Origin of the sequence: Pseudomonas salomonii (assembly GCF_900107155.1) — a bacterium.
Lineage (GTDB): Bacteria > Pseudomonadota > Gammaproteobacteria > Pseudomonadales > Pseudomonadaceae > Aquipseudomonas > Aquipseudomonas salomonii.
Genome location: NZ_FNOX01000001.1, coordinates 801,960 through 814,514, shown reverse-complemented (window position 1 = coordinate 814,514; position 12,555 = coordinate 801,960). Strand labels below are relative to the sequence as shown.

Genomic DNA, 12,555 nt, shown 5'->3' with positions numbered 1-12,555 from the left:
CGTGAAACAGCAAGCTCTTTACAGACAACCGGCCAATATTCCGACCAACTTCTGCGCACGCGGGTCCATAAGTACATAAGGGCCCAGTGTATTAGTCACGAAACCAAATGCTACATCGCGCTCAGGGTCGGAAAACCCCACCGAACCACCGGCGCCAGGGTGGCCAAACGCACGCGGGCCAAGGCCAAAGGTGGCATTGGGCAGTTGCGGTTGATCCAACATGCACCCCAAACCGAATCGGGTTTGAGTCAATAATGTTTTGTCTGGCCCGATACTGTGTTCGCGGGTCAATTGTTCAAGCATGTCGCTCTCAAGCAAACTACCGTCCAACAATCCGCTATAAAAACCCGCCAGGCTGCGCGCATTACCGTGACCATTTGCCGCCGGCTGCTGCATCCGCCGCCATTCGGGCTTATTAGTGCTGGTCAGAATAGACGGTGGGTTGGCAAATGCGCGGGTGGTCATGGCATTTGGTTCGCGCATCATTACTTGAAGTAACCGCTGCGCCGCTTCATCGCCCATATTGCCTTTGCTGCGCGCTATATGTGCCACCCGGTAAAACTCTTCGTCCGCCAAACCGACATGGAAGTCCAGGCCCAATGGCCGCGCAACCCGCGCCACAATCGATTCGCCCGGCCCGCGCCCGTCGGCGCGGCGCAGCAACTCACCGACCAGCCAACCGTAGGTGATGGCCTCGTAGCCGTGCCCTTCGCCCGGTGTCCACCACGGGGCTTCGGCCGCCAGGGTGTCGACCATCAATGGCCAGTCATACAGGGCTTCGGTCGGCAACATCTGGCGAATCGCCGGCAGCCCGGCCTGGTGGCAAAGCAACTGGCGCAGCGTGATGGTTTCTTTACCCGCCGCTGCAAACTCGGGCCAGTGGTCGGCAACCGGCGCATCCAGTTTCAGCTTGCCTTCGGCAACCAGCTGCAGGGCCGTGACGGCGGTGAAGGTCTTGGTGCAGGAAAACAGGTTGACGATGGTGTCGCTGTGCCAGGCCTCGGCACCGTCCTTATCGGCGGTACCGGCCCACAGGTCGACGACGGTTTCGCCGCCGATCTGGATACACAGCCCGGCACCACGCTCCTGCGGGTCATCGAACAACGCGGCAAACGCTTCACGTACCGCTTCGAACTGGAGCTCGTAATGACCCTGAATCTGCACCTAAGCCGCCTTGGAAAACACCGTAAGAAGTGGCCGACATTGTTCCAGTCATTACAGGTTTTGTGAACCCGTCAATGATCATTCAATGACCATTTCCAGAGTGCCCACCCGCATGTCCGGCGCCCTGCCCTGCGCCCTTGCCTTCATGCCCGGACTTGCCGCCTTCATTCTCTCGAACCGTGCTCGCCGCCTTGGCTTTTTCGGCCTCCTTGCCCAGTTGGTCGACCGCCGCCAGGTTGCTTTTACGCACACTGTCGACGAAGCCCTGGAACGGCACATCGGTGATGCCCACCAGCCCGAAGTGACCGTTCTCGCCATCCAGCAAGCGCCCGGTAACCGGCTGGTCCAGGTACTGGAACCAATGCACGCCGACAATCGACGGCTCGGCCATGGCCTGCTTGAGGAAGTTGCTGTACGCCACGCCACGGTCTTCTTCACGGGCCAACTGCGTCACGCCGCCCCAGAACGGGCCACGGTCGGCCGAGCCGAAGTTGAACTCGGTGATCAGTACCGGCTTGTCCAGCGCGCGCAGAGCGGCAAAGTCATAACCATCCTGTGGCTTCAAGGTGTACATGTTGAAACTCAGCACGTCGCAATACTGGGCGCAGGACGCCACGGCCTCCGGCGTGCTGACGGCATACCGACCGCCCAGCAGCAGTTGGTTGGGCGCGTGCCATTTCAACGAATCGGAGATGGTCTTGAAGTAGGCATCGGCGAAGGTCTTCTGGAAATATTTGAAGTCGGCTTCGATTTCCGGGTGCTCAGGGCTCGGCATCGGCGGCTCAAAGCCTGGGTCCTCCATCAACTCCCAACCCGCCAGGTGGATGCCCCAGGCTTTCGACAGGCCTTCTTCGTTACGGTACTTGTCGCGCAATTGCTTGAGGAACGCGCGTTTGGCCGGTACATCGGTGGTCATGCGCAAGGTGCCGTAAGCCAAGGCGTAACGGGATTTTGGATCATCGCCGGGGCCGGCCCAGGCCAGCTCGTTGTCGGCAAAATAGCCGATCAGCCACGGATCATCACGGTGGTCGCGGGCGGCAATGGCCACGGCGCGTTCGGTGGCCATGGCAAAGCGTGGGTCGAACGGGTCGGGCATGCCGCCCCACCAGTCGGTGCCGGTGCTGATGCTGGCGTAGTCACCAACAATCGACAGCGGCAAGGTGTACGGCACGCGGTCGGCGCGGGCCAGGGCCTCATCGCTCCAGTTGCCCACGGTGTTGAAGCCCCAGGCTTGCAGGCGATCAAGGGTGTGGCTGACCCAGCGTTTCTGGTCGAAACCTTCGCCGCCGTAGGTACGTTGCACGTTGGCGCCGTAAAAATCGTACCAACGCCCTACACTGAAGCCCCGGCCCTGATCGGCACCGTTGCCGCCCCGGTTATCGCCGCTGCCGTAATACTTGTCGAACGGTTCACCGGCCTTGGGCAACGCGGCGAACATCCACTCACGACCGGCCACGTAGGTCTGGTTGTTGTCCGGCGCCACGGTGTTAACACCCAGCGAATAGAACGGATGGCCTTGCGGCGTCACCAGGTACCAGCGACCGTCACGCTTCTCGGTGCGGAAAAAACCACTGGCGTCGAACGCCGGGCCTTTGTTCCAGCCGCCGTATGGGTCCAGAGCGGATTTGTCGCGCTCGGCCAGCCAGCCCTTGAGCTGCTGCTGCTCCTTGGCCGCGGCGGCTTTGAGTTGCTCGTCACTGCTGATTTTTTCCGGCCAGCGCGCACGGGTGGATTGGCCATATGCGTCCACCAGTTCGCTGTAGGCTGCCTTCAGTACCGGCTCGCTGTCCTGCACGCCAAAACGCTCAAGCAAAATGCTTTGGGCGGCGTTGGGTTTGAGCATCGACAGGGTGACCGAGGCCACCTGGCTGCGGTCGATCTCACCGGCACTGGCGGCCAGCAATACACGCTGACCGTCTACGGTGATCGGCATCGGCGGGCCGGCCTTCATGCCCTGGCTCAGCGGCGAGTTGGCCTGCAACGGAATCAACAGGGTCTGGGCCGGGCCGGCCGGCAGGTCGATGCGACTGACCAGGGTCTTGCCGTCAGTGCTCTGTACTTTGACATACAAGGTCAACGCCCAATCCATGGCGCTTTGGATACGCAGGCTCATGGCGCCGGACTGCGACCAGTCCCACACGCCAGTCTGCGGGCTGAGCACCAGGCTCGGCTCGGCCGCCGGGTTGAAGGTGATGCGGCGCAGCACCTCGCCTTCGGGGGTTTGTTCGGCGTTGTATTGCGGCAGGCTGGCGTCCTGAGTCGCCACCTTGACCACATCGGCAGGCCGGACGAAGTTGAACAGCGTTTGTTGCCCGGCAGGCGCGGCCATCAAGGGCGCAGCGAACAATAAGGCAAAAAGAGCGGGCAGCGTGCGAATCATACGAACAAGGTTCTCCCAATCGGCCGGTGACTGGCCTGATGACATAAAGCGTTGGCAGTGAGATAGACCACGAAGTGGGCGACTTCGCCCACAGCGGCTTAAGAAATTTCGCGCCTGAAGGGCGGCAAGGCATTAAGGATAGCTTTGCCATAGCGCTGCGTGACCAAACGGCGGTCGAGCAAGGTGATGGTGCCGCGGTCTTCCTCGGTACGCAGCAAGCGACCGCAGGCCTGGACCAGCTTCAAGGACGCATCCGGCACCGAGATTTCCATGAACGGGTTACCGCCCCGCGCCTCGATCCACTCGGCCAAGGCTGCCTCGACCGGGTCATCCGGTACCGAGAACGGAATCTTGGCAATCACCACGTGCTCGCAATAGGCGCCGGGCAAGTCCACGCCTTCGGCAAAACTGGCGAGGCCGAACAGCACACTGGAATCGCCGCCATCAACCCGCGCCTTGTGTTTGTTGAGGGTTTCCTGCTTGGACAGGTTGCCCTGGATAAACACTTGTTTGCGCCAGTCGCGGTCTAGGCCGTCGAACACGTCCTGCATCTGTTTACGCGACGAAAACAGCACCAGCGTGCCGCGTGAACCTTCGACCAGCGCCGGCAAGTCGCGAATAATCGCCGCCGTGTGCGCGGCCGCATCCCGTGGGTCGGCCTTGAGGTCCGGCACGCGCAGCACGCCGGCATCGGCGTGATGGAACGGGCTCGGCACCACGGCCGTCACCGCTTTTTTCGGCAGCCCGGCGCGCATGCGGAAGCGGTCGAAAGTGCCCAGGGCCGTCAGCGTGGCCGAGGTCACCAGGCAGCCATAAGCCACGTTCCACAGGTTACGGCGCAGCATTTCGGCGGCGAGGATGGGACTGGCATTGACTTCGATATCAAACAGCGCACCGCTTTCGGAGAGGGTGAGCCAACGCGCCATCGGCGGGTTGTCTTCCGGGTCTTCGACGGTGAAGGCGGTCCACAACTCCCAGTTGCCCTGGGAGCGCGACAACAGGCTGCCGAACAGTGGGTACCATTCCTCGGCCTGGTTGCTGGCGATGCCGATATTGACCTCGCCGTCCATGCCTTCCTTGAGCAAGTCGGTGAGGCGTGTGAACAGGTCGGTGAGGCGTGAAAAGCCCTTCTTCAGCTCAATGCCCATTTCGCGCATATGCTCGGGGATCAACCCGCCGACAAAGCGGTGGCGTGGCCGCTCACGGCCCTCCACGTCTTCACCGGGCTTGAAGTCGGCGACTTGCTCGCAGGCGCTGAACATGAATTGCTGCTGAGTCTTGATCTCCCGCGCCAGCTCCGGCACTTGCTCGATCAATTTGCCCAAATCGCCGGGCAGCGGGTGCTGGGCCAGCAGTTTGGTGAGGTTCTTGGCGGTGGTTTCCAGCCAGTCGGCCGTGGAACGCAGCCGCGTGTAGTGGGCGAAGTGGCCGATGGCCTTGTCCGGCAGGTGGTGGCCTTCGTCGAATACGTAGAGGGTGTCGCGTGGGTCGGGCAATACCGCGCCGCCGCCCAGGGCCAGGTCGGCCAGTACCATGTCGTGGTTGGTGACGATCACGTCGACCTTGCCCATGCCTTCGCGGGCCTTGTAAAAGGCGCACTGGCCGAAGTTGGGGCAATGGCGGTTGGTGCACTGGCTGTGGTCGGTGGTCAGGCGTGCCCAGTCCGCATCTTCCAGGGCAGTGGGCCAGCTGTCGCGGTCGCCGTCCCATTTATTGCCGGCCAGCTTCTCGATCATGCTGGTAAACAGCTTCTGGCTGACTTCATCCACTTCGACCTTGAAGCCTTCTTCTTCGAACAAGGAGGCAGTGGCGGTTTGTGCGTGGCCTTCCTGCAACAATACGTCGAGCTTGGACAGGCACATGTAGCGCCCACGCCCCTTGGCCAGGGCGAAGGTGAAGTTCAGGCCGCTGTTGCGCATCAGGTCGGGCAGGTCTTTGTAGACAATCTGTTCCTGCAGGGCGACGGTGGCGGTGGCGATCACCAGGCGCTTGCCGGCGGCCTTGGCGGTCGGGATCGCGGCCAGGCTGTAGGCCACGGTTTTACCCGTACCGGTGCCGGCTTCGACGGCTACGATCGCAGGGTCGCCACTGCGCCGCCCTTCGTCGTCGGTGTCGATATCTCCGAGGACCTTGGCCACTTCGGCGATCATCAGGCGTTGGCCGTAGCGCGGTTTCAAGCGCTTGGCTTCGAGAAAACGCGAATAGGCGCCCTGGATCGTGGTTTTGAGTTCAGTGCTGATCATGGATAGTCGGGCGCAAAAAACGCTGGATAAATTTTCAGTGGTTCGGATCGGCCGCTATCATACCCCGCTAATTAATCCCGCGCAGAACGGAGTACCACAATGACCGCGTTTAGCCTCGCTTACACCCTGCATGTACTGGCCGCCCTGGTTTGGGTCGGCGGTATGTTTTTCGCCTGGATGATCCTGCGCCCCGCCGCCATGGCGGCACTTGAGGGCCCCGCCCGGCTCAAGCTGTGGGCAAATGTGTTTCAACGTTTTTTTGTGTGGGTCTGGGTCGCGGTGCTGATTTTGCCGATCAGCGGCATCGGCCTGTTGCAACTGCGGTTCAGTGGTTTTGAGACCGCGCCGCGCTATGTACAGGTGATGATGGGTTTGTACCTGGTGATGACGGCGCTGTTTATCCGCATCCAGGCACTGAAGTTCCCGGAACTGCGCACAGCGGTGGCGGCTGAGGATTGGCCGACGGGTGCGGCCGCGCTGGGGCAGATCCGCAAACTGGTGGGGATCAATTTGATTGTGGGGTTGGTGGTGGTGGCGATTGCTTCGGCGCGGCCGATGTTCTGACCCCCGCGCCTGTGACGAGCGGGCTTACTGTGGCGAGCGGGCTTGCCCCGCGTTGGGCTGCGCAGCAGCCCCAATAATGTCACTGCGTTTTTTCCGACAAATTGCGGCGTCTGGTTTTAGGGCTGCTGCGCAGCCCAACGCAGGGCAAGCCTGCTCGCCACAAAAGCCAGGATTAGAGCCGCTGAATGGTCACAGCACCCGCAGGCCCAGCCGGCCCCGGCTGGCCTTCCAACCCTGGCCGGCCTTTATCGCCGCCATCGGCGCGGTACACCAGGCAACCTTTGGACTGCCCGCCTTTGCCCGGCTTGCCCGCCGTACCGGCCAAGCCACCCGGCCCGCCGTCGACCCAGACCTTGATCTGCTCAGCCGGGAAGCTCTGCGGCAGCTCGACCCGCACAGTCGCCCCCGACGCGCCCGGCAGACCGTCGCCGCCATTATCGCCATTGGCACCACGCCCGGCGGAACCCCAGGTGCAACCCGGGTCAACGCCGTTGGCGCCATCCAGGCCGGCATAACCTTGGGCACCGGCGCCGCCACGGGCGTCCACCGAGAGTTCATCGGCGGTCAGCGCGTTAATGCGCAGCACCAGGTCACGTCCGGCCTTGGCCGGCCTTTCGTGGGTACCGGGAGCCCCGCGCGACGTGATCTGGCTGCCATGCTCCAGCTGCGCATTACGCACCTGCAATTGCAGCGCGGTATTGCCGGGGGCGATGGTGATGCGCGCCTCACGGCCCAGGTGCAGCTCATCCACGGTCACTTGGCTGATGGTCGCCGGCACCAGCAACGTGCCGTAGTCCGCCACATCCAGGCGCTCCAATTGCAACACGCTGGTGCTGCTGGGCAGACGCATCAACGAGTTGGTTTCAACACTGACGCTCTGCGCCAGAGCAATGGGGCTGACCAACAGGGCCAACAGAAAAACCTTATGCATGATTGGCCTCCTTGTTCGTTTCATTAACCGTTGCAGGCGCCGACAGGCCCCGCACATGGAACATCCCCACCAGCAGAATCTGCAAGCGGTCACGCCAAGGGTGGGCACGGTGTTTCACGCTGCTGTTGAACAACAGCAATTCGAGCAGGTGGGTAAGCAACAACAGACTGCCGGCCAGGCTGACCAACAGGTGAAACGGATTGGTCAGCGGCCGGAACAGGTTGACCAGCACCACCACCCAGAACAGCAACGTCAGAAACTTCCCCAGCCCCCAAAACACCTTCATCCCGCATGCCCCTGCCTATTATTCTTTGGGCGCACAGTACCGACTTCTGCAGGCGATATGCCAGTGAAGGATGAAAAAACTTGCCAGGGCTCGCCGGCAATGCCCCTGCGGCGCCCGCAGGGGCAAGGGCTGTCAGCGGTTGATCTGGATTTCCACACGACGGTTCAACGCACGCCCTTCAGCGGTTTTGTTGTCGGCCACCGGGTGGCTTTCGCCGGCACCGGTCACCGAGACAAAGTTGCTGCGAGGCACACCGGAGCTGACCAGGTAATCCGTCACCGAGTGGGCGCGTTTTTCCGAGAGCTTCTGGTTGTAGGCATCCTTACCGACGCTATCGGTATGGCCACTGACCCGCAACTGCGCGCCTGGGGCTTCTTGTTTCAGGCGGGTGGCGACGGTGTCGAGCTTGGTTTTGTCCGCGGCCGTCAGCTTGGCGGAGTCGAACTGGAAGTGCACATCACGAATCACGATGGTTTCTTCCTTGACCACCACCACTTCCTCAACCACTGCGGCCGGCGGTGCGGGTGGGCAACCGTTGGCATCGACCTGCACGCCTTTTGGCGTGCCAGGGCACTTGTCGCGGCTGTCCGGCACACCGTCACCATCTTCGTCGCCATCACCATGCACCCAGCAATAGGCGCCGGCCATGCCGCCGATCAGCAACGCGCCTGCGCCTGCGTAGGCTGAACTTTCAGTCGCGCCAATGGCAGCGCCCGTCACACCACCGACTGCAGCACAGGTGGGCCAATCGGTTTTTTGCAACCCTGCGCAACCTGTCAATACTCCGGTTAGCAGAACCAAGGGTAGAGCTGTCCGCATGATGCTCATGTGATTTCTCCTGAGGGTATCGGCGGGGGCCGACAGGTGGAGTAAAGACCGCTCTTTTCATCTGCGCCAGTACGCCACACCCCCGGTTTCATTGAGGATCGCCGCACTTGCAGGACTTTTCACCGCCGCCCGCTCTAGGCCCGCACGCTCAGCCGCGCTAGTCTCTAGGGTTCTGATGTGAGGATCTGTGATGACCGCTGGTATTTCTTCCCGTACACCCCAGCAAGCCCTGGCGGCTTTGCTCGATTTGCACCGGCCCAAACGCCTGTTGCTGTTGGGCGCCAGCCAGTTCCCGGCGCTGGAGGCGTTTCAAGCCGAGCATCCTGACACCGTGGTCGCCGTCGCCCCGCCCGGGCCGTTACCGCCGGAACTGGCGGCGCAGCGTTTTGACCTGGCGCTGGTGGTCGACTGCCTGGAGCACCTGTCAAAACCGCAAGGCCTGACCCTGCTCGGCGGCATTCGCAACCTTAATAGCAGCCGCATTGCGGTGCTGGCAGACCTGAACGCCTGCGACTGGAAGGAAACCGATTTCTTCTCCCTCGCACTGCAAGCCGGCGAGCGTTTCCAGCGTGATGAGCAGGTGCTGACGCTGTTTACCTATGATCTGCTTGACTATAAACAGGTGCCCGACTGGCTCAACGCCCGTTTCTGGGCCAACCCGGAAAATTTTGGAAAGTATTGGTGGTAACCCGATGAGTACATCCATTTGCCCCTGCGGCAGCGGCAACCTGCTGGATGCCTGCTGCGGCCACTATCACGCCGGCCACCCCGCGCCCTGCGCCACCGCGCTGATGCGCTCGCGCTACAGCGCCTACGTGCTGGGCCTGGTGGACTACCTCGTGGCCACCACCTTGCCCGCGCAGCAAGCCGGCCTGGACCGCAACGCGATCAGCGCGTGGAGCGCGCAGAGCACCTGGCTGGGCCTGGAGGTGGAAAGTTCGGAAGTGTTCGGCGGCCAGCCGGAACATGCATTCGTGACCTTTACCGCACGCTGGCATGACAGCACCGGCGAACACAGCCACCGTGAGCAGTCTTCTTTCGTACAGAATGACGGGCGCTGGTACTTCATCGACCCGACGGTTGAGGTGAAGGCCGGGCGCAATGATGTATGTTTGTGCGGCAGCGGCCAAAAATTCAAGAAGTGCTGTTCCAGCTACCTCTAATTACCTCACAGGGAAAACGCCATGCTTCGGATGTACAGCTTGATGCTGGCGTTAACCCTGAGTCTCAGCGGCTGCGCGTCGTGGTTCGAAGACGATACACCTACGCCCCACGTCGCCCTGGTGAAAGTCGAGGTGGTGCGGGCCAAGCTGCTGGAGCAGAAATTCAAACTGTGGTTTCGCGTGGATAACCGCGACGACGCCGACCTCACGGTGCGCGGCCTGATCTATAAGGTCAGGCTGGGCGGTTTTGTGCTCACCGAAGGCGAGTCCAATGAATGGCTGACCATACCGCCGCACGGCCATGGGTTTTTTCGGGTGAAGGTGCGCACCAACCTCTGGCCGCAGATACGCGATGTGGTGCAAATGCTCAAAAACCCGACCAAACCCGTGCCCTATCGCCTGGAAGGCGAGCTGAAAACCGGATTATTCATCGGTAATGACGTGCAGGTCGCCCACAATGGCGAGATAATCCCCGGCGACTTTATTCCGGAGCGACATCGATGACTCAGCAACCCCATGTCCATGGTCCTGACTGCAACCACGATCACGATCACCATGATCACGGCCATGATCACGGCCATGATCACGACCATGGCCATGTCCACGGCCCGAACTGCGGCCACGCTCACCAGGAGCCGGTGCGCAACGCGTTGAAGGACGTGGGTCGCAACGATCCTTGCCCGTGCGGCAGTGAGAAGAAATTCAAGAAGTGCCACGGGGCCTGATGCCCTGAATGCAGTCAGTGTGGGAGCCGGCTTGCCTGCGATAGCGGTCTGACAGATAAACCTGTGTCATCTGACCCACCGCCATCGCAGGCAAGCCAGCTCCCACATTGGATCGTATTGCAGCTCAGGATTTGCGTTGGAACTGCAACACCACCTCCAGCCCGCCGCCTTCCCGATTACTCAAACTCAATCGCCCCTCATGCGCCCGCGCAATGGTGTGCGCAATGCTCAGGCCCAACCCATACCCGCCCGTGTCGGCGTTGCGTGAGCCTTCGACCCGGTAAAACGGCTCCATCACCTGCTCCAGTTGTTCCTGGGGAATCCCCGGGCCACGGTCACTGATGACGATTTTCAAACTGTCCGCCTGATCCTCCACCCGCACCACCACGTCTCGGCCATAACGCACCGCGTTTTCCAGCAGGTTCTGCACACAGCGCTTGAGGCTGCGCGCGTACCCCGGCAACGGTTGCCTGGCGCGCCCCACAACGGTCACGCTTTCGCCCACGTCTTGCAGGTCGGCCTGCAGGCTTTGCAGCAAGGCGTTGATGTCGATGTTCTGCCGCGTCTCGTTGATTTCGCCGCTGCTGACAAAATCCAGAGTGCTGGAGACCATGTGTTCCATTTCTTCCAGGTCGCTGCGAAAACGCTCCTTGGTGCGCGTGTCTTCGAGCATCTCGGTGCGCAGGCGCAGGCGTGTGATCGGCGAGCGCAGGTCGTGGGAAATCGCCGCCAGAAAGCGCGTGCGCTCGGCAATATTGGCAATCAGCCGTTGCTGCATCGCATTAAACGCCTGGGCCGCGCGGCGCACTTCGGTGGGGCCGTCCAGCGCTAACGGCGGGCGCTGGATATCCCGGCCCAGGGCTTCGGCGGCCCTGGCCAAGGCGTTGAGCGGGCGAATGGCCAGGCGCACCGCCACCAGCGCGATGATCACCAGCACCAGCACGCGCAGCAAATAGATGCGCATCACGTAGTCGAACAGCAAGTCCAGCGGCGACGTGCTGGTCCAGCCCTGCTCTTCGCTGGCGTCCACCTGCAACCAGCGCCCATCGGGCAGGCGCAGGTCGATCAGGAACTGCCCGACTACCGGCCTGGAGCTGAGCAAAGTCGAGAGCCCGGCGCTTTGCCCTTCGCCATCGACCAGAGACAGGCGCAATAACATCAGGGTCTGGGCATAACCGGTTTTCTCCCACAGCACCTGCTTGATCAGCCGCTCGGTGGGCCGGTCGCTGTCGGTCAACGTGCTGGGCGTGTGACTGGCCTGATCGCTCAATGTCAGCTGAAAGTGCGGCGTGTTGAGCAACTTGATCAACTGGTCGGCCTGCTGCGGGTCGCTGTGTACCAGGCGCACCACGTCTGCCAGGCGCGTGGCGATCAGCCGTGCAGGAATTTCCAGCACCTGGCCATGCCGACGGTCGTACCAGATGCTGCTGGTCAACGCCTGGGCCGCGAGCATGCCGCTGACCAGAATCAGCACCAGCCGCCCGAACAGCGAACGCGGCAGCAGTCTCACGGCTCCAGCACCACATCATCGGCGGTGAGCATGTAACCCTCGTTGCGCACGGTTTTGATCAGCCCCGCCGGCAGCTGCGAGCGCAGGCGGCTGACGCACACGTCGATGGAGCGGTCGAACGGCGTGCTGTCCTTGTCGAACACATGGTTGAGCAAAAAGTCGCGACTCAACGGGCGGTTGGGGTGCTGCAACAACAGGCGCAGCACGCGGTAGTCGGAGTTGCCCAGGCTCACCACTACGCCCTCGGGCGTGAGCAATTGCCGCGCCCGTGTGTCGAGCTGCCAGCCGGCAAACCGGATGCTCGGCGCCTCGTCCAGCCGCGCGCGGTCCGGAAAGCTCTGCACCCGGCGCAACACCACTTTGATCCGCACCAGCAGCTCACGCGGGTCGAACGGTTTGGGCAGGTAGTCGTCGGCGCCGATTTCCAGGCCGACGATGCGGTCGATCAACGAGCCTTTGGCGGTAAGCATCACCACCGGCGTGTTGGAACTCACGCGCAGTTCGCGGCACAGGCTCAGGCCGTCTTCGCCGGGCAGCATCACGTCGAGCACGATCAGGTCGATCACATTCAGCGCCAGGCGGCGGCGCATTTCCTTGCCGTCGGCGGCGGTGGACACCTGAAAACCCGCGTCGCTCAAGTAGTCGCAGAGCAACTGACGGATTTGCGGGTCATCATCAACGATCAGCAGGTGGTCAAGCTTGGCCATGGGCAGTCAATCCGAAAACGCAAAACGCAGGAGATAGCCGAACGTTCATCCAGC

At 62.0% G+C, this 12,555-nt stretch carries 13 protein-coding genes; 5 read left to right on the top strand and 8 right to left on the bottom strand.

What is annotated here, in order from left to right; translation table 11 throughout:
- Positions 1-18: 18 nt before the first annotated feature.
- The 3 genes from BLV67_RS03890 to dinG all read right to left on the bottom strand — a co-directional run bounded on the left by BLV67_RS03890 (position 19) and on the right by dinG (position 5,787).
- Complete coding sequence (locus BLV67_RS03890; protein ID WP_069786260.1) at positions 19-1,164, bottom strand: serine hydrolase domain-containing protein; 1,146 nt, start codon at positions 1,162-1,164, stop codon at positions 19-21.
- An 82-nt stretch (positions 1,165-1,246) separates the two neighbouring features.
- Entirely contained in the window at positions 1,247-3,544 is a 2,298-nt protein-coding gene (locus BLV67_RS03885; RefSeq protein ID WP_069786259.1) for a beta-galactosidase, read from the bottom strand.
- Between the two features lie 98 nt (positions 3,545-3,642).
- Positions 3,643-5,787: an ATP-dependent DNA helicase DinG gene (gene dinG, locus BLV67_RS03880; protein ID WP_069786258.1), complete on the bottom strand. Its 2,145-nt coding sequence runs from the start codon at positions 5,785-5,787 to the stop codon at positions 3,643-3,645.
- Positions 5,788-5,886: 99 nt separating this feature from the next.
- Here dinG and BLV67_RS03875 point away from each other — a divergent pair, with 99 nt between their 5' ends.
- A complete protein-coding gene (locus BLV67_RS03875; protein ID WP_065929007.1) occupies positions 5,887-6,351 on the top strand; it encodes a CopD family protein in 465 nt (154 codons plus the stop codon).
- Positions 6,352-6,523: 172 nt separating this feature from the next.
- On the opposite strand, the gene BLV67_RS03870 is transcribed toward BLV67_RS03875, so the two are convergent.
- The 3 genes from BLV67_RS03870 to BLV67_RS03860 form a co-directional block, all read right to left on the bottom strand.
- Positions 6,524-7,282 carry a hypothetical protein gene (locus BLV67_RS03870; protein WP_056857500.1) on the bottom strand — a complete coding sequence of 253 codons (759 nt, stop codon included), beginning with the start codon at positions 7,280-7,282 and terminating at the stop codon, positions 6,524-6,526.
- A complete protein-coding gene (locus BLV67_RS03865; protein ID WP_065929006.1) occupies positions 7,275-7,568 on the bottom strand; it encodes a DUF1145 domain-containing protein in 294 nt (97 codons plus the stop codon). The genes BLV67_RS03870 and BLV67_RS03865 overlap by 8 nt, the downstream gene beginning before the upstream one ends.
- 132 nt (positions 7,569-7,700) lie before the next feature.
- The gene (locus tag BLV67_RS03860; protein ID WP_065929005.1) at positions 7,701-8,396 is read right to left on the bottom strand and encodes a PA1041 family peptidoglycan-binding anchor lipoprotein; all 696 of its coding nucleotides are present in this window, start codon (positions 8,394-8,396) and stop codon (positions 7,701-7,703) included.
- A 190-nt stretch (positions 8,397-8,586) separates the two neighbouring features.
- On the opposite strand from BLV67_RS03860, the gene BLV67_RS03855 reads away from it, so the two are divergent.
- The 4 genes from BLV67_RS03855 to BLV67_RS03840 are packed head-to-tail and all read left to right on the top strand — an operon-like array spanning position 8,587 to position 10,284.
- Positions 8,587-9,084, top strand: coding sequence for a DUF6231 family protein (locus BLV67_RS03855; protein WP_065929004.1), 498 nt, complete (start codon positions 8,587-8,589; stop codon positions 9,082-9,084).
- A 4-nt stretch (positions 9,085-9,088) separates the two neighbouring features.
- Positions 9,089-9,559, top strand: coding sequence for a YchJ family protein (locus BLV67_RS03850; protein ID WP_056857503.1), 471 nt, complete (start codon positions 9,089-9,091; stop codon positions 9,557-9,559).
- A gap of 21 nt (positions 9,560-9,580) precedes the next feature.
- Complete coding sequence (locus BLV67_RS03845) at positions 9,581-10,063, top strand: LEA/WHy family protein (RefSeq protein ID WP_065929003.1); 483 nt, start codon at positions 9,581-9,583, stop codon at positions 10,061-10,063.
- The gene (locus BLV67_RS03840; RefSeq protein WP_074854407.1) at positions 10,060-10,284 is read left to right on the top strand and encodes an SEC-C metal-binding domain-containing protein; all 225 of its coding nucleotides are present in this window, start codon (positions 10,060-10,062) and stop codon (positions 10,282-10,284) included. Before BLV67_RS03845 ends, BLV67_RS03840 begins: the two co-directional genes overlap by 4 nt.
- Positions 10,285-10,408: 124 nt before the next feature.
- Here the strand turns inward: BLV67_RS03840 and BLV67_RS03835 are convergent, their stop codons facing one another.
- Together BLV67_RS03835 and BLV67_RS03830 are read right to left on the bottom strand one after the other, a co-directional pair.
- Positions 10,409-11,794: an ATP-binding protein gene (locus BLV67_RS03835; protein WP_069786257.1), complete on the bottom strand. Its 1,386-nt coding sequence runs from the start codon at positions 11,792-11,794 to the stop codon at positions 10,409-10,411.
- Entirely contained in the window at positions 11,791-12,501 is a 711-nt protein-coding gene (locus tag BLV67_RS03830; protein WP_069786256.1) for a response regulator, read from the bottom strand. The genes BLV67_RS03835 and BLV67_RS03830 overlap by 4 nt, the downstream gene beginning before the upstream one ends.
- Positions 12,502-12,555: the final 54 nt, after the last annotated feature.